General features: G+C 62.6%; 23 protein-coding genes. 17 read left to right on the top strand and 6 right to left on the bottom strand.

The annotated features are described in order from the left end of the window. Window positions 1–2 precede the first annotated feature (2 nt). The 3 genes from C998_RS0111995 to C998_RS0111985 form a co-directional block, all read right to left on the bottom strand. Complete coding sequence (locus C998_RS0111995; RefSeq protein ID WP_018871115.1) at window positions 3–1,967, bottom strand: lipopolysaccharide assembly protein LapB; 1,965 nt, start codon at window positions 1,965–1,967, stop codon at window positions 3–5. Window positions 1,968–2,096: 129 nt separating this feature from the next. Further along, entirely contained in the window at window positions 2,097–2,552 is a 456-nt protein-coding gene (locus tag C998_RS0111990; RefSeq protein ID WP_018871114.1) for a pilin, read from the bottom strand. Window positions 2,553–2,663: 111 nt separating this feature from the next. Beyond that, entirely contained in the window at window positions 2,664–3,104 is a 441-nt protein-coding gene (locus tag C998_RS0111985; RefSeq protein ID WP_018871113.1) for a pilin, read from the bottom strand. Between the two features lie 581 nt (window positions 3,105–3,685). On the opposite strand from C998_RS0111985, the gene C998_RS0111980 reads away from it, so the two are divergent. The 15 genes from C998_RS0111980 to C998_RS15240 all read left to right on the top strand — a co-directional run bounded on the left by C998_RS0111980 (window position 3,686) and on the right by C998_RS15240 (window position 21,146). Continuing rightward, window positions 3,686–4,342, top strand: a complete 657-nt coding sequence (locus C998_RS0111980; protein WP_018871112.1) for a TIGR02281 family clan AA aspartic protease — start codon at window positions 3,686–3,688, stop codon at window positions 4,340–4,342. Between the two features lie 430 nt (window positions 4,343–4,772). Further along, window positions 4,773–5,108: a MarR family EPS-associated transcriptional regulator gene (locus C998_RS0111975; RefSeq protein WP_018871111.1), complete on the top strand. Its 336-nt coding sequence runs from the start codon at window positions 4,773–4,775 to the stop codon at window positions 5,106–5,108. A 298-nt stretch (window positions 5,109–5,406) separates the two neighbouring features. Next, complete coding sequence (locus tag C998_RS0111970; protein WP_018871110.1) at window positions 5,407–6,573, top strand: nucleotide sugar dehydrogenase; 1,167 nt, start codon at window positions 5,407–5,409, stop codon at window positions 6,571–6,573. A 345-nt stretch (window positions 6,574–6,918) separates the two neighbouring features. Beyond that, entirely contained in the window at window positions 6,919–7,164 is a 246-nt protein-coding gene (locus C998_RS0111965) for a DUF6364 family protein (RefSeq protein WP_018871109.1), read from the top strand. Next, the gene (locus C998_RS0111960) at window positions 7,161–7,562 is read left to right on the top strand and encodes a PIN domain-containing protein (RefSeq protein ID WP_018871108.1); all 402 of its coding nucleotides are present in this window, start codon (window positions 7,161–7,163) and stop codon (window positions 7,560–7,562) included. Before C998_RS0111965 ends, C998_RS0111960 begins: the two co-directional genes overlap by 4 nt. Before the next feature lie 419 nt (window positions 7,563–7,981). Then, window positions 7,982–9,652 carry a phosphotransferase gene (locus C998_RS0111955; RefSeq protein ID WP_018871107.1) on the top strand — a complete coding sequence of 557 codons (1,671 nt, stop codon included), beginning with the start codon at window positions 7,982–7,984 and terminating at the stop codon, window positions 9,650–9,652. Between the two features lie 466 nt (window positions 9,653–10,118). Continuing rightward, window positions 10,119–11,792 carry an aldolase catalytic domain-containing protein gene (locus C998_RS0111950; RefSeq protein ID WP_026279607.1) on the top strand — a complete coding sequence of 558 codons (1,674 nt, stop codon included), beginning with the start codon at window positions 10,119–10,121 and terminating at the stop codon, window positions 11,790–11,792. Between the two features lie 102 nt (window positions 11,793–11,894). Next, the gene (locus tag C998_RS14915; RefSeq protein WP_156001317.1) at window positions 11,895–12,980 is read left to right on the top strand and encodes a hypothetical protein; all 1,086 of its coding nucleotides are present in this window, start codon (window positions 11,895–11,897) and stop codon (window positions 12,978–12,980) included. A gap of 2 nt (window positions 12,981–12,982) precedes the next feature. Continuing rightward, window positions 12,983–13,714: a 3-deoxy-manno-octulosonate cytidylyltransferase gene (locus C998_RS0111945; RefSeq protein ID WP_081617448.1), complete on the top strand. Its 732-nt coding sequence runs from the start codon at window positions 12,983–12,985 to the stop codon at window positions 13,712–13,714. 1 nt (window position 13,715) lies between these two features. Then, entirely contained in the window at window positions 13,716–14,375 is a 660-nt protein-coding gene (locus C998_RS0111940; RefSeq protein WP_026279606.1) for an HAD family hydrolase, read from the top strand. A gap of 164 nt (window positions 14,376–14,539) precedes the next feature. Then, window positions 14,540–15,994 carry a hypothetical protein gene (locus C998_RS0111935; RefSeq protein WP_018871103.1) on the top strand — a complete coding sequence of 485 codons (1,455 nt, stop codon included), beginning with the start codon at window positions 14,540–14,542 and terminating at the stop codon, window positions 15,992–15,994. 1,082 nt (window positions 15,995–17,076) lie between these two features. Further along, complete coding sequence (locus C998_RS15250; RefSeq protein ID WP_051076742.1) at window positions 17,077–18,453, top strand: hypothetical protein; 1,377 nt, start codon at window positions 17,077–17,079, stop codon at window positions 18,451–18,453. Further along, window positions 18,443–19,393 (top strand): glycosyltransferase, encoded by a 951-nt coding sequence (locus C998_RS15245; protein WP_018871101.1) that lies wholly within the window; start codon window positions 18,443–18,445, stop codon window positions 19,391–19,393. The genes C998_RS15250 and C998_RS15245 overlap by 11 nt, the downstream gene beginning before the upstream one ends. Continuing rightward, a complete protein-coding gene (locus C998_RS0111920; RefSeq protein WP_018871100.1) occupies window positions 19,380–20,498 on the top strand; it encodes a hypothetical protein in 1,119 nt (372 codons plus the stop codon). The genes C998_RS15245 and C998_RS0111920 overlap by 14 nt, the downstream gene beginning before the upstream one ends. A gap of 45 nt (window positions 20,499–20,543) precedes the next feature. After that, window positions 20,544–21,146: a glycosyltransferase gene (locus C998_RS15240; protein WP_231364997.1), complete on the top strand. Its 603-nt coding sequence runs from the start codon at window positions 20,544–20,546 to the stop codon at window positions 21,144–21,146. A gap of 213 nt (window positions 21,147–21,359) precedes the next feature. On the opposite strand, the gene C998_RS0111910 is transcribed toward C998_RS15240, so the two are convergent. Both C998_RS0111910 and C998_RS0111905 read right to left on the bottom strand, forming a co-directional pair. Then, window positions 21,360–21,794, bottom strand: coding sequence for a type II toxin-antitoxin system VapC family toxin (locus tag C998_RS0111910; RefSeq protein WP_018871098.1), 435 nt, complete (start codon window positions 21,792–21,794; stop codon window positions 21,360–21,362). Further along, window positions 21,794–22,030 (bottom strand): type II toxin-antitoxin system Phd/YefM family antitoxin, encoded by a 237-nt coding sequence (locus C998_RS0111905; RefSeq protein WP_018871097.1) that lies wholly within the window; start codon window positions 22,028–22,030, stop codon window positions 21,794–21,796. Before C998_RS0111905 ends, C998_RS0111910 begins: the two co-directional genes overlap by 1 nt. A gap of 384 nt (window positions 22,031–22,414) precedes the next feature. Between C998_RS0111905 and C998_RS0111900 the strand changes: the two genes are divergently transcribed. Together C998_RS0111900 and C998_RS0111895 are read left to right on the top strand one after the other, a co-directional pair. After that, on the top strand, window positions 22,415–23,824 hold the full coding sequence (locus C998_RS0111900) for an ATP-binding protein (protein WP_018871096.1): 1,410 nt from the start codon (window positions 22,415–22,417) through the stop codon (window positions 23,822–23,824). Between the two features lie 61 nt (window positions 23,825–23,885). Then, entirely contained in the window at window positions 23,886–24,695 is an 810-nt protein-coding gene (locus C998_RS0111895; protein WP_018871095.1) for a glycosyltransferase, read from the top strand. A gap of 228 nt (window positions 24,696–24,923) precedes the next feature. Here the strand turns inward: C998_RS0111895 and C998_RS0111890 are convergent. Then, on the bottom strand, window positions 24,924–25,183 hold a 260-nt coding region (locus tag C998_RS0111890; RefSeq protein ID WP_018871094.1), incomplete at its 5' end, for an integrase core domain-containing protein.

Raw genomic sequence — 25,183 nt, 5'->3', positions numbered from 1 at the left:
TTTCAGACTCCATTCGCTGGTTCCTCATGCGGCACGCTCATGGCCTGCCCTCGCAGGGATTGGATCAGCGGGTGGTAGCGCGCGTGACGGTCGGTTTCTGCTGCGCGGTCCAGGCTGGCAAGCGCATGCGTATTTCGGTGGAGGGCGAGCTGCACCTGTGCCAGCTGTATCCACGCAATATGGTCGTTGGGACGTGACCGGGCCATGGTCTTGTAGACATCTAGCGCGCCATCCAGATCGCGTTCGATATTGGCAAGGAAGTCGCCATAGACCTGGGCTACCTGACCTCGGGGCTGGAGTTTATATGCCAGCCGGAGTGTTTTGCCGAGCTCCTCGACGTCCAGCTGGATCAGGCTATCCCTGTGCCCGCGTACCAGTGACCGTAGTGCGCCCCGGTCCTGTGGTGTCAGGGGGCTGGTGCGGATGTGCTCCCGCATCCCTGACCACCATTGTGGCCGTACATGCAGCCCGTGCCGGTTGTGTTCAAAGATCAATGCTTGATAGGCCAGAAGTCCTCGCGGCTCTAGACTGGCCGCGCGCTCGAATTGCTGCATCGCAAGGGAGAAACGGGGATCTCCGGGAGTGCCCCCCGTAACAATCAGCATGTGACCGAGTTCGTAAGAAGCCCGGGGGGACTGGTCCTGACGCGTCGCTTCGAAGTACGCGAGTTGTATCGGATCACTCCATTCACTGGCGCGGAGGAAGGTCAGGAAGCTGTAGAGGACGATGAATCCGATCACGGCGGCCTTGCGAGCAAAGGCCAGCGAGTCGCCCTGGCGCCCGGACAGCAATACCCCGAACACCGCCATGATCAGGCCGGCCGACGCCATGTGGTTGCGGTGCTCGTACACCAGCTCCAGGCCGATGACGGTAGAAACCAGCAGGTGCGGGATGAAGAAGAACAGTACCCCGAAGGTGATGAGCGGGTAGCGGCGCCACAGCGCGAAGGCCCCCGCGACCAGTCCGAGCAGGCCAAGCGTCGCCGGCAGGGTGGTCCAGGGCTCGTTCCAGCCCCGCGCAAGCGGGAAGGCATCGTGATACAGCGTAAGCGCGCCGGGGTCGGGTGCCACGATGTTGCGCATGTAGAACCACATCGCGTGGGCCTGGGTCCACAGGCGTTCCCACAGGTCAAAAGGTCGGTGGGGGAATTCCGGATTGATCGGCAGCACGGTGGCCAGCCCGGCCACGCCGGGCAGTACAAGGACCAGGCCGAACAGCCAGTAAAGACCGCGCCGGATAGCGGTGCCGGCCGGGCCGAAGCCGAACAGCAGCCATTCGGCCAGCAGCGCGAACACCGGGAGCATCACCCCGCTTTCCTTGCTGAGGACGGCCAGGGCCGTTCCGAGGCCCACTCCTCCCAGCACCAGCGCCCATCCGCTGCGAAGCCGGCCGCGTTCGATATGCAGGCGCCCAAGGATGTAGGCAATGAGGCCGGCGAGCATGAAGAGTGTGGCCAGGGCCTCCATGCGCTGGACGACGTACAGCACGCCGGTGAGATTGATGGGGGCCAGGGCCCAGGCAGCGGCCACGGCGACGGCAAACAGCGGAAGAGGCACGACCAGGCCCAGGCCATGGCCGCGCCGGTCCGTAAGGCGCTGCTCGAGGCGGCGCGTAACCAGCAGCGCCAGGGCAAACACGAGCAGCGTGTTGATCAGGTGGATCACCACGTTGGTGATCTTCATCGGGAACGGGTCCAGACCGAAGAAATGACGTTCCAGGGCAAAACTGCCCATGGCGATGGGTCGGTTCAGACGGCCGGAATCGGAGGAAAACGCGGCGCGGGAGAACTCCTCGATCGTCAGGGCCTCCATCTCCAGAACATCGTTGTCCAGGATGTTGGGCATGTCGTCGAAGACATAACCGCCGGTAGTGCCGGGTGCGTAGACCAGCGCGACCAGTGTCAGCAGCGCAATCAGCAGAGTCGTGGTCAGGCGGGTCTCGTTGAAACTGCGAAGGCCTTGGGTCACTGTGACCTCGTCCTGGCTAGCGTCGCGGGTGGGGATTGGAGGAAAAAGAACACCCCGCCGGAGCGGGGTGTTCAGTTCCGGGGTCAGCCAATGGCTGGCTGTCCGCCGGACAGGTCGATCCTATCAGGATCAGTTGCGGCAATCGGCCGGCAGGTACTGGGAGGAGATCGAGGTGGAACTAGATTCACCGCAGACCCAGTCGACCGACCCGCCCCTGGTCACAGCAGAGAAGGCCAGCACGTTGCTACCACCTTCACTGATATTGTTGTGAGCGTTGCCGCCGAAGGTCACCAAAATCTTGCCAGGTTCCGATCCAGCGTCGACCGAATCAACGTAGCCACCCTCAATGCTGCCCGGCTCCGCCAGACCATAAGAGCTATGGGAGCCGGCGAAAGAACCGCGGGAGCTGTAGTACTCGCTGACGGCCGTGCGGGCGCCGGCGGCCAGAGACATGCCTTCCGAGACCTGGGCGCGGATGGTGTAGTCCTGGTAGGCCGGCAGGGCGATGGCCGCGAGGATACCGATGATCGCGACCACGATCATGAGTTCGATGAGGGTGAAACCCTTCTGGACTTGCTTGCGCATGGTGTTGCTCCTTGCTTTGGGGAGTTGGTCAGGGTCCTGCTAAACCCTGCCTGAAAGTATGCAATCGTAATGCCAGGTATTGCAATACGCCGGGCAGGGAAATTTCGGAGGTCAGTCTTCGCGGCAGCCCGACGGGAGGAGGCGAGTGGGCACATCGTCGCGTCCGCTGCACCGCCAGACGACGCCGGAGGTTGCGGTGGAGGCGGAGAACACCATGTAGCCGCCTGCCACGCGCGCGCTGGCGTCGTTGCCGATTAGCGCGCGGATGGTGCCGTCGTCATGGACCTCGATGGATTCGGTGTAACTTCCATTGTAGCTAGCAGGGCTCATAAGCCCTGCCGCGGCGTTGTCGGGCGGGAAGGCTCCCCGTTCGTTGTAGAACTCTTCCACGGCATTCCGCGCCGGACCCACGAGCGAAACGCTTTCGGCGAGCTGTGCCCGCACCTGGTAGTCCGCGTAGGCAAACAGCGCGAGGCTCGCGAGGATGCCGATGATCGCGACCACGATCATGAGTTCGATCAGGGTGAAGCCCTTCTGGATGAGTTGTCGCATGGTGCTGCTCCTTTGTTTTTTGTGCGGGCAATCACATTCCGTGCCAACTCATTCACCCCGAGTGTGACGGCGATTGTCAGTCTCGGGTGACGAAATTGGTCACCTCGAGTGACAACCTTGGTCAGTTTGCGGGTATTCCCGAGTGTGCCCATCGGGATTGTCGCCCCGGCTCGTAATCGCTCTTGTATGTCCCCGCTCCCCCGCCAATAATCCTTCCTCCCCCACGCAGGAGCGCAGCCCCTGCGCGTGCTGGTGTCCCCGGCGCAATCCACCGTCGACACGAGCAGCGCAGTCCCCTGCGCGTGGGGGTGCTGGACATGCCCGATCGGCCAGAGGGCTGGCCTCCTACGGGCCCGGCACCCTGTGGGAGGCCAGCCCTCTGGCCGATCGGAGTCTGGATGCGCCCCATCGCGCAGGGGCCTGCTTGCAGGCGAACAGCCGGAGCCCGGGGCGCACGCACGTCCGGTTCGCGGCCCCCGCCACACCGGTCTGTGGGAGCCTGCTCGCAGGCGAAACGCCAAGGTTGTATACAAAGAACAATGATTAAATTCCGGGAAACACGCTACGTCGCCCGCTTCGCCATGCTCGCCGCCGCCCTCGTGCTCCCCGGCGCTGCCGCCGCCGACGTCACCGTCCACGCGGTATTCGATGGGCAAGCGGTGATCTCCGTGGACGGCGAGCGGGCCGTGGTGGCCGAGGGCGAGAGCGGTCCCGGCGGGGTTCGGGTGCTGCAGGCGGGCGGCGGACGCGTACAGGTGGAGTTCGCGGGGGAGACCCGCTGGCTGGAGCGCGGGGCGGGGGAACCCGCTTCCACAGGGGCTGGCGATGCGGATTCGGCCGATGGTGAAGCCGCGGGCCGTGAGAGAGAGGCCGCCGACCCCGGGATCACCGTGTACCCCGATTCTCGCGGGGTGCACAGCCTGACCGTGGGCGTGAACGGCCGGGCCATCACCATGGAGGTGGACCGCGAGGCCGAGTCGGTGATGCTTCGCGAGCGCGATGCCGAACGCGCCGGGGTGGATGCCGACGCCGGCAATACCGTGCACCTGCGTACCGAGCGCGGCCGCGTGAACGCCCGCCGCGTCACGCTGGATGAAGTGCGGGTGGGCGGCATCCGCCGCAGTGGCGTGAGCGCGGTGATCGTGCCGGACGATCACATCCACCGGGCGCGCCTGGGGCGGACCTTCCTCGATCGGGTGGAGGTGGAGCCCAGCGGTGATGCGCTGATCCTGCGGTAGGGGGTGCCCCGGTTCGCCTGCGAGCAGGCTCCCACAGGCCGATGTGGGGGTGCGTGGGAGCGGCCTCGGCCGCGAACCGGACGTGCGTGCGCCTCGGGCTCAACCTGTTCGCCTGCGAGCAGGCTCCCACAGGCGGGTGGCGGGTGCGTAGGAGCGGCCTCGGCCGCGAACGGACGGGCGTTTGCCTCGGGCCCAACCTGTTCGCCTGCAAGTAGGCTCCCACAGGCCGGTGGGGAGGCTGTTCGCGTGCGGGCACACTCCCACGATGGGCGATGTGTCCTTGCCGGTCCACGGGGGGTATGATCCAATACGGCCCGTTCGTTCAGGGGGTGAACGGCGCCGGCCGTGCGCCGCCGTGCGGATGCATCCGCGTGTTCGCGGGTCGCCCCTCCCGGTGCCGACGTGCCGAAAGCCCCTCGAAGGCGGTGAATTGCAGCGAGACGAGATCCAGTACCGCATTCTGAAGATCCTTCAGGACCATCCCGAGCTGAGCCAGCGCGAACTGGCGGAACGGCTGGGGGTGTCGGTGGGCAGTGCGCATTATTCCCTGAGGGCGCTCATCGACAAGGGCTGGGTCAAGGCGGGCAACTTTGCCCGCAGTGAGAACAAGACCCGCTACCTGTACAAGCTTACCCCTCATGGCGTGGCGGAAAAGGCCCGGCTGGCCCGTGCGTTCCTCAAGCGCAAGCGCGAGGAGCATGCCGCCATTCAGGCGGAGATCGCGGCGCTGGAGGAAGAGCTGAGGCAGAGCCGGGAGGAGGGGTGATCGGCCGGAGGGCCGGCCTCCTACGGGGTGCCGGGTTGTCGTAGGAGCGCAGCCCCCTGCGCGATTGGGGTGTGCCCCGGGGGCGATCGGCCGGAGGGCCGGCCTCCTACGGTGTTGTAGGAGCGCAGCCCTCTGCGCGATGGGCGTGTCCCGGGCCCGATCGGCCGGAGGGCCGGCCTCCTACCGTGTTGTAGGAGCGCAGCCCTCTGCGCGATGGGGCGTGTCCCGGGCCCGATCGGCCAGGGGGCTGGCCTCCTACGGGGGCGGGAAATCAAAACAGACCAGGAAGGATGACGGAATGAAGATTGCGGTGGCCGGAACCGGTTATGTGGGCCTGTCGAATGCCGTGCTGCTGGCGCAGCACCACGAGGTGGTGGCGCTGGACGTGGTGCCGGAGAAGGTCGAGAAGATCAACCGGGGCGAATCGCCGATCATCGATGCCGAGATCGAGGAGTTCCTGGGCAACGGCTCCCTGAACCTGACCGCGACCCTGGATCCGCAGCAGGCGTACCAGGGCGCGGAGTTCATCATCATCGCCACGCCCACCGACTACGACCCGCAGACCAACTACTTCAACACCTGCTCGGTCGAATCCGTCATCCGCGATGTGCTGGCCATCAACCCGCATGCCACGATGGTCATCAAGTCCACCGTGCCCGTGGGCTACACCCGCGAGATCAAGGCGCAGATGGAGACCGACAACGTCGTGTTCTCGCCCGAGTTCCTACGCGAGGGGCAGGCCCTGCACGACAACCTGCACCCGTCGCGGATCATCGTCGGTGAACAGTCCGATCGCGCCGAAACCTTCGCCAACCTGCTGGCCGAAGGCGCCGTGGACGACGACATCCCCATGCTGTTCACCAACTCCACCGAGGCCGAGGCGATCAAGCTGTTCGCCAACACCTACCTGGCCATGCGCGTGGCGTATTTCAACGAGCTGGACACCTACGCCGAGACCCACGGCCTGGATACCCGGCAGATCATCGACGGCGTGTGCCTGGACCCGCGCATTGGCAGCCACTACAACAACCCGTCGTTCGGCTACGGCGGCTACTGCCTGCCGAAGGACACCAAGCAGCTGCTGGCCAACTACGACGAGGTGCCCAACAACATCGTCAAGGCGATCGTCGACGCCAACCGCACGCGCAAGGACTTCGTGGCCGATGCCGTGATCGCCCGCAACCCGAAGGTGGTCGGCATCTACCGCCTGGTGATGAAGAGCGGGTCCGACAACTTCCGCGCCTCCGCCATCCAGGGCGTGATGAAGCGCATCAAGGCCAAGGGCATCGAGGTGATCGTGTACGAGCCCGAGCTCCCGGACGACGAGTTCTACCGCTCCCGCGTCATCCGCGACCTCGAACAGTTCAAGCGCGAGGCCGACGTAATCGTCGCCAACCGCATCACCGACGACATCCGCGACCAGACCCACAAGATCTACACCCGCGACCTCTTCAACAGCGACTGATCGGTTCCCACGCCCGCCGCCCTTGCAGGAGGCCAGCCCCCTGGCCGATCGGGCCTGTTCAGACCCCCATCGGCCGGAGGGCCGGCCTCCTACGATGGGCCCGGACATCCTGTAGGAGCGCAGCCCTCTGCGCGACAGGAAGCCGAACAAAGCCCCATCGGCCAGGGGGGGCTGGCCTCCTACGGGGGCTGTGGCGCCAAACCACGTCTTTATCATCCCGGTCGCGGCGAAGCGACAAGCCGGGATCTTTGGCGAAAGAGCAAGCGTTCGGGTTCGTCCTGGCTGTGAATGAACCCGTGCCGTACAATTCCTTCAAATTTGCCATACATGCCGGGAGGTGATCGTATGGAACAGGAAACCACCAAGGTGACCGTGCGCCTGCCCAAACAGGATGTAGAGTTCGCGAAGGCCTATGCCAGGGCACACGGGATGAGCATGACCGAGGTGATTGACCGCCATCTGCGCCACCTCCGAGCGCTCGAGCAGCATACGCCAAGCGCCGAGCTGGAAGCCATTACCGGCCTGATCCCCCCTGATGTGGATGCCGAGAAGGCTTATCACGACCACCTGCGCGACAAGCATTCATCGTGATCATGCTCGATCTGAACGTCCTGCTGGATGTTCTGCAAAAGCGCGAGCCGCACTATCGTGTTTCGGCGGCAGTCCTGGAGCAAGTGCTACAGGGCGAAGAAGCAGGTGCCCTCAGCGCACATGCGGCGACCACGGTGCACTACCTGGTCGCACGGTATGCGGATCGCACGTCTGCGGATCGGGCATTGAGCTGGCTGCTCCAGCATTTGCACGTATCCGCGGTGGAACGCACAGAACTCGAACGAGCCCGGTCGCTCGGTTGGGCGGATTTCGAAGATGCCGTGGTGGCAGCCACTGCCGAGCGCACGGGCTGCGCCTGCATCATCACGCGCAACGTCAAGGATTTCGCCGGATCGCCTGTGCCCGCGCTGACGCCGCAGGAGTTTCTGCTCCGCTAACCAACGTTGTATGGGGTTTCTGCCTGCCAAAATCGGCCAGAGGGCTGGCCTCCTGCGGGAGGCGAGACGACAATGGATGATGCAATGGAATTGATTACCCCATACGGCGGTACGCTCCGCGATCGGGCCTGGCCGGTGCCACATCGCCGAGAGGGCTCGGCCACCGCAAACGCAGGAGGCCAGCCCCTGGCCGATCGGGCCTGGCCGGCGCCCCACCGCCGAGAGGGCTCGGCCACCGCAAATGTAGGAGGCCAGCCCCTGGCCGATCGGGCCTGGCCGGTGCCCCACCGCCGAGAGGGCTCGGCCACCGCAAATGTAGGAGGCCAGCCCCTGGCCGATCGGGCCTGGCCGGCGCCCCATCGCCGAGGGGGCTCGGCTCCTACGGGGCTCGAAGCCACGGTAGCCAAGGGTTCAACCCCTTGATCCGCGCCATCCTCGACAGCCTGAAATGGAGCAGCCGCCTGGGCGCCAAGTTCTTCTGGGCGGCGCCAGCGGCGACCAGCGGGGTGGTGTTCTTCACCCTGGTGTCGCAGCTCTCCATGCTGCTGGCCTTCTTCCTCCCGCTGAAGGTCATCATCCTGCTGGGTTCGGACGGCATACCCCGCTACTTCCCACCGGCGTTCGAGCAGTTCGACCGCGACGCACTGATCGTTTCGCTGAGCGCCGCCACGATCGCGTTCTACGGCCTGTATCTGCTGGCCGAACGCATCGTGGAGTTCGGCGGCGAGCGAGGGTCGAAAACCCTCCTCGCACGCAGCCGCAAGATGGTCCTGTTCGAGAACCAGGACGAACTGGCTGCCCGCGCCTACAAACGCCATGCCGAGGTGATCGCGGGCAGCGTGTTCCTGCTGCTGGCGCTGGGCATTCTGTTCTGGCTCTACCAAAGCGTGGCGCTTCTGGCCACGGGGTACGTTGTTGCGGTAGGCGCGGTACTGTTTGCTGCGCTTGCCATGCATGAAGGCCTGCGGACATGCATCCAGGACAACCTCAACGGCTGGATGGGCGTTCTCGCGGGCATCGGCTTCATGCTGGCGTTCGGTTACCTGGTGGTCGACTTCCTGTTCCTCGATCCGCCCGGCCTGATCCCGGCGATCATCGCGCTGCTGCTCGCCCGCCAGGGGTTCAACCGCCTGTCAAGCCTGGTGACCGGGCTCGTGAAACAGCACGACCAGAAGGCAAAGCTGGATGCATTGTTCTTCCATTCCAGCGTCTTCATGCCCGGCCAGGGCCAGGACACCAACAAAGAGACCATCTGGACGCTCCTGGCTCCGGAAGCCCGCCAGCAATGGGTACCCGAGCTCATCGCCGAGATGTACGGCGAGCCCGCCCCCGAGGACCTGGACATCCAGTGGTGGCAAACGGATGTAGCCAACGTGGGGGTGCTGCATTGCCGCACCCCGGGAAAGCCGAGCATCTTCGTCAAGCTGTTTGCCCCCAAACGCAGCGCCTACGCCCTGCACGAGGCGACCCTGCTGGCCGACCCGCCCAACGGCCTTCCCAGCCCGCAATGGATCGGCGCCACACAGGTGCGCGGCTTCCATTGCCACGTACTGCAGGCAGCAGAAGAACTCCCGGCCAGGCAGGGCGACACCGCCAAGGGCGTCGAAGAGATCCGCCACACCCTGCTGCAGGTCGCCCTGCCGCAATCCCTGTTGACCCGTTACCAGCGATCGCGGCCCATGCTTTGGCAGCGCCTGAACGACATCATGCTGGAACGCCTCCGGATCGCCGCCAACGATTCACAATCCCTCAATGCCCTCAGCCAGCTGCGCGCTCGCCTGCAGGACTGGCGCGACCAACTCGACGCACTGCCCCTGGCGATCACCACGCGGGACGTTCGGCCCGGCAATATCGTAATGACGCAAACAGGTGGGCCCATGCTCCTTCACTGGGGAAACTGGGCGATCGAACCGGCCGGGGCCGGGTGGCCGACAAAACCTGAACATTTGCAGGCGCTTGGGGAAGACTCCAACGGGCCTGTACTTGCGGCTTTGAGCCACGAGCTGGAGCTTTTGTTCGAGCGCCAGCGCTTCAGCTGCGCCCTCAAGCTGGTCCCTCGCATTGTGGGATCCCTCGGCGCCAGACACTGAGCGTTCGGGCACCAAGGGGGCGTGGGAATGAGCGGGAGTCCTTCAATGGTCGCGGCCTGGCCGTACTCGAGCAGCGCCGGGTACGGTATCTCCCGGCCCGCGTGCTCGGTCATCGGGCCCGTCTGCAGGCTTTGGGCATTGGCGCCGGAGCTGCTGGAGTGTCTGGAGGCGCAGTTCCTCCAGAATGTGGCCACAGAAGTGCTTCTGGTCGACAATGGCGTCATATGCTTATCCGCCGAAACGTCTGCCTGCCAGCATAGCGAAGGGAAGAGTGGAGAGGGGCGGCGAGTGAATGGATTCAATCGGTGGCTTGCAGTCCCGAGGTCGAGACACGCTGTATGCGTCAGCGCTACATGCAGGCTGCTGAAGCGGGTTAAGCCGATCCAGCAAGCGCTTGACCGCCTTGAGTCAGAATGGGCAGATGTTCCTGATTAGGCGTGACATCGCATTTTTGAGAGAAAGAGATATGTTTAGTGATCTGAAGGTTCTTGACTGCACATTGCGGGATGGTGGCTATTACAACGGGTGGTGTTTCTCCGATGTACTCGTTGAGCGCTACCTGTCCGTAATGGGAAAAGCAGGTGTCGACATTGTTGAGATCGGATTCCGATCCCACAAAGTGGACGACTTCTACGGGCCCTATGCGTTTAGTAGCGATCAATGGTTGTCATCCCTCCCGTTGCCCGAGGGCGTGACTCTCGGTGTCATGTGCAACGCGAAGGAGCTTCTTGAAACGGGAGACCCGGAGCACGTCGTGCATGAGTGGTTTGCACCCAAGAACGAGTCACCCGTCAGCTTGGTGCGGATCGCCGCGCATTTCAATGAGGTAGAAGGTTGCGCCCCGGCGATTCGCGAGTTATCGCGCCTCGGGTATCAAGTGGGCCTTAACCTGATGCAGGCCACCGGGCGCCCGCGGGAAGAGCTCGAAACGAAAGCAGCGTTTGCCGCCACGCTGCCGCTGGATGTTCTCTACTTTGCCGATTCTTTCGGGAACATGGAGCCCGTCGATATCGAGGGGATGATGGAGGCTCTACGCAGCCAGTGGGGTGGTGCGTTGGGCGTCCATACGCATGACAACATGGGCAATGCGCTGGCCAATACGATGCGTGCCTGCGAGTCGGGCTGTACCTGGCTGGATGCCACCGTCCTCGGGATGGGACGCGGCGCCGGGAACCTGAGAACCGAGACCCTCTTGCTCGAACTGGACCGGCGCGGCATTCGTGCCGGTCAGGAGATGGACGCCCTGTTGGATCTGGTGGTGGGAGAGTTTGGTGACCTGCAGAACGAACACGGGTGGGGCCCCAGTATCTTTTACCACCTGTCGGCCCTCTATAATGTGCACCCAACGTATGTGCAGGAGATGCTGACGAGCGACCGGTACAGTCATCACGATGTGATTGCGGCACTCAAGCGGCTGGGCAACCTGGACGCTCGCAGTTTTTGCCCGCGCCTCTTGAGCCACGCAAGTTCAGCGCATATTCCAGAGAACGAAGGTGCGTTGGACGTCACGGGGCATCTCGATGGGGGTACCGTTCTGATTCTTGGCTCGGGAGAGCAGGTAAGAAAGCATTGCGCCGCGCTGGAGCAGTTCATCTCCCGTGAACAGCCGTATGTGATCAGCACGAACTGGAATCCGTGGATTTCTGCGGATCTGGTGGACGCCTGGAGCACCTGCACACCTGAGCGCCTGCTGCTGGAGAAGCATCTCTATGCGGCGAACAGCGGAACGCTGATTGCTCCGCGTTCGGCTATTCCGGCTGAAGCGCGGGCGTCGCTTCAGCATTGGTCTCACCTGGATTTCGGGCTGAAGGTCGATCCGCACCAGTTCTCCATCACCAGCCGAACTGCCACCGTTCCCTCGGCGCTCACGTTGCTGTATGCGGCAGCGTATGCGAATGCAGCAGGGGCCACTACGATTCTTCTAGCGGGTGTGGACGGGCATGCGCCTGCTGACCCCAGGCACCAGGAATTGGAAGGTGCACTCCGCCTGTACTCAGAAATGCCGGCGCATCGTCCGCTTGTGGCGATTACACCAACTACCTTGCACTCCATCCGGCAATCTACGGTCTATGCGCCGATTCAGGTGCCCCCGCACGAGGATGCAGGGGCGCCGGCTATGGGGTCCGGCTCTTCAAACTAAAGGTTGTGAGGAATTCGCTCCTATGTGGGAGTAGCCAGCCTTTTGGTTATGGTTGGTTTACCGTCAAGTGGCCTCAAATATAACGGAATCAGTAATTTAAAGATGTTTACCATTGACACCCGAATTCGGGAGGGGAGTGTAGAGTTTCTTCTGCACCCCCTGAGTTCAGGCCCTGAGACGAACGAAGCGCCAGTATCCGGGGTGCTTCGTGGCCAGTTTCAATTCTTAACTGGTACACAGGAGTTTCAGCTGGAGTGGCGCCATAAAGAGAAGGCAGAGGAACCTGCGGGATGGGGCGCAATCCCGATCCCCGAATCTGATGAGCCCCTTTGCGAAGTGAACGTTCACGGCGTGGAAGACCAGAATTCGCTAGCTGTTCCTTTCGAATTGGGATGCCACAGGGTGGCAGGGCTATGGTTTGAGTCCGAAGAGCAAGTCGCGGCCTCGCTTTTCCGTCCAGGTGATCGGGTGCAGGATGACGAAACACTAGCCTTCCAGGTGGATCAACTTCTGCGGTACGCAGACTGGCGGCGCGAGACGGCTGCGCCGCTGGCTGTCATGCTCGCATATAAATCTGTCGAAGGGCATGCTCCGGATTCAAGTATGTCGTTAGCGCAAGAGGTGCTATCACAAGTCATTGGGAATATTGAATTGCTTCAGCCCGATAAGGAACATCGGAAAGACAGAGAGCAAATTCGTCTATCGGCAACGATGGCGTTAGTTCACGTATTGCTGATGCGCCGTGCCTATGCAGAGATCGAGCCCGTCATCGATCGGGCACTCAACGGCTTCCGTCCATCGTCCAAGGCGAATCCATTCCATCACGGGGAAAACCGTACCCGGCTTCTTCTGTTGAAGTCGGCGGTTCTTGCTCATCGTGGGGATCGCAGTGAATCAAAGGAGTATCGAGTGTACGCGCACTATGCGGCGCAGGAAGCCCTGATTCATATTAAGCCGAGCCCAACATTCTATGGGATCGCAAACAGGATAATGGAGACGGTGCGCTGTGCTCTTGGAGAGCTTCGGCCGAAGGATGTGGCCAGGTTTTACCTCCGGCTTCGCAGGCCAACAGAAAAGGCGGAAAAGCTTATAAAAAAGCGGTTGGTTGAGTATCTTGAGGCCTACGTGGGTCAAGAGACGTCCAGCGCAAATGGGCAACCCAGTAAAGTGTCAGGGGGAAAGGGTTAAGGATGGATATTGTCATCATAATTCCTGCGCGGTACGCGTCATCGCGTTTTCCGGGCAAGCCGCTCGCGAAGATCAATGGCACGACGCTTCTTGAACGGGTCTGGAAACGGTGCGTGCCGGTTCTGGGCGAGGAACGTGTGGTGGTAGCGACGGATGATCAGCGGATCGCGGATCACTGTGCTGACAAGGGCATACAGTGGGTGATGACGCCTGACAGCTGTGCGACCGGGACCGATCGGCTGGCGGCCGCCGCCGCATCGTGCCCTGCGGACCTGTACATCAACGTTCAGGGGGATGAGCCCCTGATCGAGCCTGCGGATATCCAGAAGGTGATTGATGCCGCCAGGGCGAGCCCGGGTGCGGTGGTCAATGCGTATTGCCCGATCACGGACGAGCGGGACTACCACAGCTTGACGGTGCCCAAGATCGTGGCACGGCAGGATGGGCGCCTGCTGTACATGAGCCGAACGGGCTTGCCCGGAAACAAGGACGGCGGGTTTCGGTGGGCGCACAAGCAGGTGTGCATCTACGCCTTCCCGCCCGAGGCGCTTCGCGACTTCGCGGCGCACGGGGGCAAGACCCCGCTGGAAGCCGAAGAGGACATCGAGATCCTCCGATTCCTGGAGCTTGGCTACGAAGTGGAGATGGTGCCGGTTTCGGGGAGTTCGATTGCCGTGGACGTGCCCGAGGATGTGGCCCGGGTTGAGGAAGCACTGGAGGCGCGGAGTGCCTAGCATGCAACGGCGGTTGAGCGACTACAGGACGTTCGTGTTCGACTGCGATGGCGTCCTTCTGGATTCGAATCGAGTGAAAACCGACGCCTTTTACGAGGCAGCGCTTCCCTACGGGGAGGATGCGGCGCGCGAGCTGGTGCGTTATCACCGGGAGCGTGGCGGTGTCTCCCGTCAGCGGAAGTTCGGCTATTTCCTCGAGCGGATCGTGGGCCAGCAACCGAGATCCGAAGAGGCTTATCACGAGTTGCTGGGGCGATACGCCAGGTGCGTTCGGGAGGGCCTGGCGGCCTGTGCGGTGGCGGAAGGTGTCGAGGAGCTGCTCGAACGGCTGCCGGGCGATGCCTGGCGCTACGTGGTCTCCGGGGGTGCAGAGGACGAAGTGCGCTGGGTGCTGGCGGAAAAAGGCTTGGCCCGGCACTTCCACGGGATCTATGGCAACCCGCAGGACAAGGCGGACCTGGTGGAGAAGGCGGCCGGTGAACATGGCTGGGCCGAGCCATCGCTTTTTGTGGGGGATGCACGCTACGACCATGAGGTGGCGATAGGTCACGGCATGGACTTCCTGTTTGTGTCCGGATATTCCGAGTTTGTGCAGTGGCCAAGGTACGTCGATGGCCACGATGTGACATGCGTTACGTATTTGTCGGAGGTGATCCCGTGAGCGATGTGGATCATCCCAGTGTGCCACGCAATAGAGCGGGACTTCGCGTAGACAACCTTATCGCCTTCGGTTTCCCTTTTTCTCCTATAAAAACGTCGCCTTTCACGCGTTTGGACAATGGTCCCGGCGTTGTGCGTTCGCTTCTGGATGAACTCAACGCCCGGATGACGCTCGTGTCCCGTTCTGCCAGGTATTACGTCCCCGATGAACGGGTCCATCCGCTGCAATGGGATTTAACGGTTGCCCAAGAAACGGGTTCAGCTTCCAGCCGCGCGGCGCTGGGCGCAGACGCGTACAACGCCATCGCACCGTACGAGTCTCTGCTCTTGGAGATGATGGGACGACGACTGTCTCAGGTGCAAAAGGACGTCGAATCGCCCGGTTTCCAGGTGTTCGACCGCAGGCGGATGGAGTTGCGGAACCGGGTCGCCCATTGGGCCCGTCTGATGGAGGAACGGGCGTTGACGGGATATATCAATTCGAATTGCCCGCACCTTGTCGATGACCTGATTGTGTACCTGCTGGCGAAAGGGAAAGGGATGCCGGCCGTGTTTCCCTACCGCCTTCCGATCGTTCCGGGGGTCAGCGCCCGGCTTTACCTGCCCGCAGGTTTGTTCGATCACGACGCGGTGCACGGCGCGGACGGCCGGCTTGTGCGGCCGGAGGATATCCCCGAGAGCGAGGCGTCAGCCCCCTTGCCAGCGGATCTGGAAGACATTCACCGGGAGGTGGTCCAGGGTGGCAAGACACTGGGCGAGCTCTCCGCCCTCCGCCTGAACGAGCGTGGCATTGCCCGGCCAGGACAGTGGGCGCCGCCATTTATCGACTCCAGGGTTCGAGGGCCTTTGGGGTGGCTGGCGGCCCGCGTCGGCCCGCAGCGGCGCAAGGCGTGGGTGATGCGGAACCTGCTGGCGACCGAACGGACGAACCAGCGACGGCTGGGGGAACTGACCCGCGGTGCGAGGTTGCCCGAGAATTTCATCTACTTCCCGTTGCACATGCAGCCCGAGGCCAGCACGAACCCACTCGGCGGCTTCTTCTCGGACCAGTTGCGTGCGGTGCGGTTGCTGGCGGAGGCCCTGCCGGCCGGGTGGCGGTTGGCGGTGAAGGAACATCCACACCAGCAGCTCGCCCTGCGCCCGGAGGGCTGGTATGACGCTCTTGTCAGTACGCCGGGGGTCACGTTGGTGCCCATGGACTGGGACTCGTTCGCGCTGCAGCGCGAGAGCCGAGCCGTGGCAACGGTCACCGGGGCGGCGGCCTGGGAGGCGTGGCTCACGGGCAAGCCGGCCATTGTGTTCGGCCACATTCTGTACCAGTCGGCCCCGGCCATCTTTGCGGTGCGGACCCGCCTGGAGGCGCACGAGGCGCTGAGGGCGATTCGGCAGGGGCGTGCACCGTCGCCGGCCGAGATCCGGAGCCATCTGGGACGGCTGGCCCACCTGAGTTTTCCCGGGCACCTGGATGCCTACATCAATCCGTGCCTGTCACCGGAGCAGCTGGATCCGGAGGAAAATGACCGGGAGATCGGCCGACGGCTTGCCCGAGCGCTGGAGTATCAGGCTGGAGAATCTTCGGCAGTTACAGTCGATGTGGAGCACAAGAAGAAAACAGGATGAGGTGGGTAAATGTTTGCGCTCGGATGTTTCCGCTCTGATGCACACCCATGGAAAGACATGGTTCTGAGAGAAGGTGGAACATGGGGCCACTAGCTCTGAGTCTTTGGCGGGGAATAGGGCACCTGTCTTGTCTGCGCGCTAATAGCTCTTGAATACAATTCGAATTTAGCTATGCAAAAATTACAAAAAATCCACGAGGGGTCATATGGGGTTATGTGACGGGCATCCCGTAGATGCTTATTTTTCCGACCGGTCTTCGACGAAAATCGTCGAGTTTATTGGTCCACCAGGTATTGGAAAGAGTACGTTGATTGAAAGCATCGCTCGGCGATTGTTGATGCGACGTTTCGAGGATGTCCGCTCTGGCTGGCCTTTTCCGCCTTCTGAGGGAGTGGAATGGGATATTTTGAAGAAGTTGTTGTCTTTTAGCGCTAGGTCCGATGGGGGTGGGTTTTGCTTTTCGAGAACGCAGATTTGTCATTATATAGATGACTTGGCGCTGCGCCAGAGTGGGGGGCTTGTCCTGGCAGATGAGGCCGGTCTTTTTCGGAAGGTCCGTTCGGGTGTTAGAGAGATTCTTCGGAGCGAGGACAGTGGTGGGATCCGCATATTGAAATTATTGCTAGAGGAGCGCATCATTGTTAATTGTTGTGCATCCCCTGATCTTGTGGTTAGTCGGATCAACAAGAGGAAGGCCGAAGGTGGGAGAGTTTTTAAGGGGCATAGAGGATTGGGGGTCCTCGAGCTCCACGAGCTAGTTTCCCATCAGTTGAGTAAGAATTCCAGGTATGTAAAAATGTTGCAAGAGATTTCCCCGGGTTGTGTGTTCGAGCTACGAGCTAACAATGAGAATTGGGGTGGGGTGAGCGAATTGATTACTATGATTAATTAATCCTCTTAATCGTAAATATTTTTATTTTCGAAAAGCAGGTTGAACGCACGCGGGTTGGTGATAATAGAAAAGGCTCACCCATTGTTCCTATGACGCAACTTGGAGCATTGGGCCGGCATAGGTGTGCTGCGAGCCTCGTGATGTGCGGGGCGCAGGGTAAAGGGGTAAGGTTTCAGTGGAGAGATGGTAGATGCTGGTCGAAGACAGTGGAACGCAGCGGTCTTTATCCGGGGGGGCTCTAGCGGTAGCGATTGTGAATTCTCCCATGCATGTGTGGCAGATCCGGGAGGCTTGTGCCCACTGGGGTGTGCCGCTGCAGGACGTCTGGGTGGTCGTGTTCAAGCAGACCAGTGTGAACGGAGAGACGCTGGAACGCACGCTGGACGAGATTGGCGACTGGGGCCGCGTGTTCTGGTTGGCGACGCCGCCGACGTTGCGAACCGGGCTCCCGGGCCTTGCATCGGTGCTTCGGCGCGAGCGGCATCGCGCGGACTGGCAACGCCATCTGGCCGGCGCTCGGGGTCCAAGGTTCGTCATGGCGGCATTGAACCGGTTGCCGGTCAATCGTCAGGTCGCTGCGTGGCTGGGGGGCGAGGAACTGATCTGGCTCGACGATGGCACCATGACGCCGACGCTGGTGAGCATGGATGCGGCGCGTGTGGCCGGCATGCCGGCGAAGCGGAAGGCGGGCAGGAATCAAGGCAGGAAGGGCGGCACAAGGCGGCGCTCCATTTGGCACCGGTTTCGCCGGTTGATCAGTGGTATCCCCGGGGTGGTCTGGCTATGGCGTCGCATTGGCCCGCGCGGGGCTGGCCTGATTCGGGGCGCGGATGTGTGGCTTCAACGCCACAGGGGACTGCCGCCCTGGACGGCGCCGACGATGGAGCTCGATCCCCTCGCACTAAAACGGGCGTATCCGAGACCCCAGACCTACTTTACCGTTGCGGAGACCTGGCCTTTGCCGCCGGGCCGCTGGGAGCCCAATCGGTTGGGCTGGTTGCGGGATCGGCTTGAAGAGTCATCCCCGGATGCCGGCGAGCTACACTTCCTGGGGGCACCGCTGGTCGAGCGAGACGGTGTGCCGTTTGCGGACTACATCGATTGGCTGCGGCGTGTGCAGCAGGATTCGAGTGACGGCCGGGAGATGGTGTACGTGCCGCACCCTTGGGAGAGCGAGGAATTCCTGGGCAGGGTCGCGAAAGAGCTCGACATCGAAATCCGCAGCCTGGGGCTCCCGTACGAGATCGCGTTGGCCACCATGCAACGGCGGCCGGCTGTCGTGGCCAGCTGGTTCTGTTCGGCACTGGAGCATCTTGAGGTGGTGGGCCTGCCGGACCTTCAGTTGGTGGCCTATCGCATTCCCGCTTTCAAAAGTACGTTGTCGAAAAAGCGCAAGGCGAACCAGGCGGCCATTTTCGGGGCAGCCGACGCGTTCTATCGCCGGCACGAGAGCGGCAGCGGGATTGATGTTCGGCACGTTCCCGTGTTGCACCAAGAGCTTGTCGCCGAGACCGGGCAGGAAGAGCTGCCCCCGCCGAGCATGGCCGTGAGCGCCGATGCCCGTTGATGCCAACGGCGAGCGGCCGTTGCTATCGGTAATCGTTCCCGCCTTTCAGGCCGAACGATGGCTGCCGGAATGCCTGGAGTCGCTACATAGCTGTGGCGTCCAGGGCCCAGAGGTCATCGTGGTCGATGATGGCAGCACTGATGGGACGGCGACAGTAGCTCGAGCGTGGCAGCGGTCCCATGGCCGTGTCCAGCTGATCCAGACTGGCCACCAGGGCCCGGGGTGCGCGCGGAACGCGGGCGTGGACCAGGCCCGGGGCCATTTTCTCGCGTTTGTGGATGCGGACGATGTGATTCCCCGCGGTGCTTTCGGGCGCTTGCTGGCGGTGGCCGAACGGGACAGGGCCGACGTGGTGCTGGGGCGGATGCTGCGGTGCGGCGGGGATCAGCCCGTGCGTCGGGTATTTCCCGGTTTCGGGTCGCTTCCGTCGGGTCCCGTGGACTGGAGAGAGCAACCGGCCCTGCTGGCGGATACCGTTGTGACGGCCAAGGTGTACCGACGCACATTCTGGATGGATGCCGGGTTGCGGTTTCCCGAGTGGGATTGCTACGAGGACATGCCGGTCGTGTTACAGGCCCACCTGCGCTCGCGCCGGACGAGCCATTTTCGTGGATGCGTATATCGATGGCGGCGCACGCCGGGTTCGATTACGACTGGCGTGAAAGATGGATATAAAGTAGATGGCTGGTGGCGCTCCCTGATGAAGTGTCACGCAGATGCCGCGCAGCTTCTGGAGCGACCGGAGCTCCGGATTGTAGAGAAGGAACTGGCGCGCCGGAGCCGACGTTGGCTGCATAGACTGTTCCGGGAACAGCCCGATCAAGTCGATGCATTGAACGGTGCGAAAAAGTTGGCAATGACATTCGCCTCGACGCGAGCGAGAGATTCCCTGCTTGATGCGGTTCGTGAGCATGAAGGGATGGCCAATGGGGCGGACTGAATCAAACGCTCGCCCGAGCGTCGAGCTTTATCTCGCCTCCACGCCGCTGCAGGTCTTGAACGCAGTAGAAGCGCGGCATGCGCTCGGCGACGCAAACGCCAGGGCGGTTCTTATCCTGTTTCAGCGGCGTTGGGAACACCACGCCGCTGCAGCGACTCTTCCCGATCCAATGATTGCAGCGTTTGACGAAGTCCTCCCGTTGCATCTCGAATTGCCGGCGTCTGACGGGAAGCCCTGGACGGCCGTTACGGCAATGGCACGCAACCGGCGAGCGGTCCTGGATACCCTGGCACGATTTTCCAATATCTTCATCGCCAGGGTGGTGGTCACGAACCAGTGGAATCGTGACATGCGTTATCTGGCAGCGAAGGCGGGTGCGGAGATCGTTTTCGCCGATGATGGAACCAGCACCGCGTCGTACCTGAAAGCGTGTGCCGAATGGGGGGCAGCGGCGGATTGGCGGCTTGGTTTCGCGAATCGGGGCAGGCTTGTGAATCTGGCGGCGGCTTCGCTGTATCGGCTGGTTTACGGCGGTTTCATGCCGAAGAGTCGGCCGGACCTGATGTTTACGCACTACCGGGCGTTGGCGGAAGAGGCTGGCTTCCCCGTGGTGGATAACCAGTACCGCTGGCTGCGTTCGACGTTCGGGGCGGGGCAGACAGACACTGATACCACGGCGCATTTTCTGGGTGCACCGCTGGTCGAGCGTGGGGAGGTTTCGGAAGGGGAGTATTTTGCTTGGTTGCGCGAGGCCGTAGACCTTGCCCCGGAATTGAAGTGGACATATGTACCTCACCCCGCTGAAAGCGATCGTTGGCTCGAACGGCTTGGTCGCGAAACTGGGGTTTCCTGGAAACGCATGCAGGCGCCATATGAGTTGAGCCTGTTGATGGAGGACAGTCCGCCAGCCGTCATTGCCAGCTGGTTCAGTAGCGCGCTGGAGAACCTGGAAATGTTTGGCGTGTGTAGTGAATTGTGGGCTTTCCGTATCCCCGACGGCAGCTTGGCGAGCGACACACTGGCGCGCTCGGCACGGGATTTCTATAACCGGCAAGGCCAAGCAAAAGGAAAGATACGGGTCCATGAGCTTCGGGATTGGGCGTAGGGTCATGGCTGGCCCGGTTCAATGACGCCCACAGTTTCTGTGGTGATGCCGCTGCACAATGCGGCGGATCGGGTGGTTGAAGGCGTGCGTTCGGTTCAGGGGCAGTCGCTGGCGGACTGTGAGCTGCTGGTGGTGGACGATGCTTCCACGGATGACTCGGTGGCGCGGGTGGAGGCGCTGGCGGCGCGTGCCACGCGGTATCGGAATCGGCTGGAGGGCCGCTCCGGTACGTTGTGGGAGGGGCGCTATAAGTCCAGTCCGGTGCAGACGGAGACTTATCTGCTCGCCTGCACGCGCTACATCGAGCTGAACCCGGTGCGGGCGCGCATGGTGCCAGCGGCCGGTGACTATGCCTGGTCCAGCTACCGCCAGCGCATGGGCGAGGAGGACTGCTGGAAGAAGATTCGGCTCCCTCTACGCCGCGAAGTCGCTCGGAACTGGACCGTGAACTCCAAGGGGAGCGCGAAGGCTGGAATGATTGATGCTGGCGTTTCTCGACGGAACTGCGCGCCCATCACGGACTGCGCACGCCCGATGCCATCCAGGCGGCGAGCCTGCTCACGGTCGATCCGAAAAGGGGCCTTCGTGACGGGGGATGGCGACTTCGAGAAGATCCCTGGCCTTCGTGTTGAGCGCATTGCACCCTGATGTAACTGAACGGGAAAATAAATCTGTCCCCAATTTGCCGATGAGGGGTTGCGGCGCGCGGTTGTGCCGTTGGTTGGGTAGGTTTGGGCGTTCTGGCTTTGGCGGGGGCTTCGCGGACGAGCCCGCTCCCACAGGGGGTAGCAGTCGGTGTAGGGGGTAGCCCTCGGGCCGATGGGGGCTGTCCAACATCCAATCGGCCAGGGGGCTGGCCTCCTACAGGGGGCCGAGATCGGAGAATGTAGGGACGCCGAAAAATTCTGCTGATGCCAGGAGTGCCTGATCGAGGGTTAGTAATGGGGCCTCGCTGGCCTCGGCGCACGCTAGATGCAGGGCGTCCAGCGTCCTCAGGCTTGTACGGTGTGTGAGCAGCCAGTGCATGGCTCGGTCAAAGACGCTTGGGTCCAGCGAAACGAGGCGAAAACGCCCCTCGCGAACGTCTTCGTGAAAGGCCGACTCGATCCGGTTGGCCTGGGCCTCGTCCAATTCACCCATGCGGACCCACCGGGCCAGTGCCGAAGCAAACTCGACACGCACCAGCTCACTGATGACGGGCGGCTGGCGCTGTGCAAGATAGAGTTGTTCGATGGTGTCACTGGCGGGTTCGCTGCGGTAAAACGGCAGGACTGCACTGGTGTCTGCGTAGAACATCAGTAGCGTTCGGTATCCCGCAGGGTGCGAACTGTATCGGCGGACGCCTCGCGCATCGCCGGCACGCTCTGCCGCAAGTCTGCACGGGAACGAAACCCCGGGGGCTCCTCCGCGGGCCGTACCACGCGCGCGACGGGCCGACCCCGACGCAGGATGCAGACCTCCTCGCCTCGCTCCACCTCTTTCAGGATGCTGGAGAGCTGTTCGCGCGCGTCGCGGACGTTGACCTCTTTCATGTCGCTCCAAATTTCAATGTGTACACATAAAATGTACACAAAATCCGGTTCAATGCAAGCGACGAGTCGCCAGCTTGCCGCGAAGTGCCTGCGTATGTCGGGTTATGGTGAGGGGGCTTCGCGGCCAAGGCCGCTCCCACAGGGTGTAGCATTCGGTGCAGGAGGCCAGCCCCCTGGCCGATTGGATGTTGAACAGGCCCCATCGGCCAGAGGGCTGGCCTCCTGCTGGTGGACCAGGCGGTGCGGTGGGGTGGGGCGTAAGTGATTGTGTTGATGAGGCGAAAGGATCGGCGTAGGTTAAGGTAATAACTTTTACCTTAAGGTGTCTGAGTGGCGGGATCCGGGGAGTGGGCGTTTTACGGTCGGCAGACGGAGCTGGGGCAGTTGCAGGAGATTCTGTCCCGGAGGCGCTGGTTTTTTCTGCAGATTTCGGGGCGGCGCCGGATTGGCAAGACGACCTTGATTCAGCAGGCGCTGCAGGCGGCGGGTGTTTCGAAGACGCTGTACATCCAGATTCCGGATTCGGACCCGGCGGGGGTGGTGGCGGCTTGCAACGGATACCTGGAAACGTTCGGGCTGGAGGAGCGTGTCCATAGCCTGGGCGAGCTGGCCCGTTTGATCGCGACGCTGGCGGAGTCGGGGTATGTGGTGGCGCTGGACGAGTTCCAGTACTTCCATCGCAAGCCGCTGTTCGATTTCTGCTCGTTCCTGCAGGCGGAGGTGGACCGGCTGAGCGCTCGGGCGGGGCAGGTGCCCGGCGGATTGATTGTGCTGGGGTCGCTGCATGCGGAGATGACGGCGCTTCTGGATGACCGGCAGGCGCCGCTGTTCAACCGGGCCACGGACACGCTCGAGCTGGGGCATCTGGATATCGGCTCGGTGCTGGAGATTCTGCGCGCACATGCGGACGAGGACCCCGAACGACTGCTCTTCCTCTGGAACCTGTTCGAGGGGGTACCGAAGTTCTACCGCGATGCCTACGAGCAGGGTGTGCTGGATGCGGACCGCGAGACGGTACTGCGCAAGCTGTTCTTCTCCAGCTCGTCGCCGCTGCGCAATGAAGCGGACAACTGGTTCCTGCGTGAACTGCGCGGGCGCTACGACATGGTGCTGCAGTTTCTGGCATCGCATCCCGGCTGCAACAACGCGGCGATCGAGGCCCATCTGGCGGAGGTCTCCGGCCCGGGAGAGGCACGACAGGTGGGTGGGCATCTGAAGATCCTCAGCGAGCGGTACCGGATGATCGAGCGGCGCCTGCCGATCTTTGCGCGACCGAAGGCTCGCAGCGGGCGCTACTACATTCGCGACAATTTTCTGCGTGCTTGGCTGTCGGCGCTGCAAAAGCCGGTTTCGGCCTCGGCCTTTCGGCCGATGGACATGCTCGTGTCGCAGGCCGATGAGCGTTTGCGCGAGGTTGAAGGTTATGCCCTGGAGGATCTGGTGGCGCAGCTTTATGAGGAGCGCAGTCGCCTGGGTCTGGGCGACTTTGCGTTGTCCGAACGGATTCGGGGGTACTGGGATCGCTCGGACGTGGAGATTGATTGGGTGGCGGTGTCGGAGGACCAGAGCGCTATTCGGTTCGGCTCCTGCAAACGCCAGGGCGAGAAGCTGGCCAGGTCCATTCCGACTCTGGTGGCTGCGGCGGGGCGGTTTTTGAGCGCCCATAAGGCTTACCAGGGCTGGAATGTCGAGTACGTTGCGATTGCGCCCCGGATCACCGAAGCGGAAGCCGCGGAGATCCGGCGCCAGGGGGCGTCTCCGCAGAGCCTTGGGGAGCTCTGTGATGGGTTGTGATCCGTCCACAGGTGGGAGTATGTCTCCGGCGGATTTGTCCACAGCGCTGGTTTCTGTGGTGATGCCGCTGCACAACGCGGCAGATCGGGTGGTTGAAGGCGTGCGCTCGGTGCAGGGGCAGTCGCTGGCGGATTGGGAGCTGCTGGTGGTGGATGATGCCTCCACGGATGACTCGGTGGCGCGGGTGGAGGCGCTGGCGGCGGAGGATGCGCGCATTCGGGTGTTGCGGCTGGAGTGCAATGGCGGGCCGGCGGTGGCGCGGAATGCGGGGATTCGCGAGGCGCGCGGGCGGTATATCGCGTTTCTGGACAGCGACGACGCCTGGGCCCCGGATAAGCTGGCGCGGCAGGTGGCGTTGATGGAACGGGGCGTGGTGTTCAGCTTTACGGCGATGGAGCGGTTCGACGAGCAGGGCCGGCGGTTGTCTGCGGCGGGGGTGCCGGAGCGGGTGTCTTATGCGGAAATGCTGAAGACGAACTACATCGGCTGTTCCACGGCCATGTACGATACGCAGTTCTTCGGCAAGGTGGAGATGCCGCTGATTGATCGGCGCCAGGATTATGGCCTGTGGCTGCGGTTGTTGAAGCGGGTGGAGTTTGCGTGCGGGCTGAATGAGCCGCTGGTGCGGTATACGGTGCGGTCGGGCTCGGTGTCTTCGAACAAGCTGACGACGGCGGGGTACACCTGGCGGGTGTATCGGGAGCTGGAGGGGTTCTCGTGGGTGCGGTCGGCGTACTTGCTGGGGCATCAGACGGGGCGTGCCCTGGTGCGGAACCGGTTTCCGCGTGTTGCGCGGCGGTTGGGGTGGTTGCATTCGGTAGATGGGGGCGTGGATCGAGATTGCCACGGGCCCTTCGGGCCCTCGCAATGACGGGTGCTGAGGGATGACGGGGCGAGTGCTTCGCGGGCGAGCCCGCTCCCACAGGGGTAGCAGTCCATGCAGGAGGCCAGCCTTCTGGCCGATTGGATGTTGGACAGGCCCCATCGGCCAGAGGGCTGGCCTCCTGCGGAGGTCTGGATGCGGCGTGTGCTGGTGAGGGGGCTTCGGGTTTGTGAGGCGGGCCGTGATGGCGCGGCTGGTGGTTAATAGGTGTGGTGGTCAAGTAATTTCGGACACCGCGTTGGGTGGATTGACTGCCGTTGATTGCTCGTAGCCGCTGGGAGGCAGATAGCCCAGGGTCGAGTGGATGCGGACGGAGTTATAGAACCGAACGATGTAGTCGGCAATATCCCGTCGCGCTTCGCTATGGTTCGCGTAACGCTGCTGCCAGACGCGTTCCGTCTTGAGGCTCAGGAAGAAGCGCTCGACCACTGCGTTGTCCCAGCAGTTGCCGCGGCGACTCATGCTCGCCTGGATCT

This window comes from Thioalkalivibrio sp. ALgr3 (genome assembly GCF_000377325.1).
Taxonomy (GTDB): Bacteria; Pseudomonadota; Gammaproteobacteria; order Ectothiorhodospirales; family Ectothiorhodospiraceae; genus Thioalkalivibrio.
The sequence above is the reverse complement of the archived record's forward strand: the minus strand, read 5'-3'. Positions and strand labels throughout refer to the sequence as shown.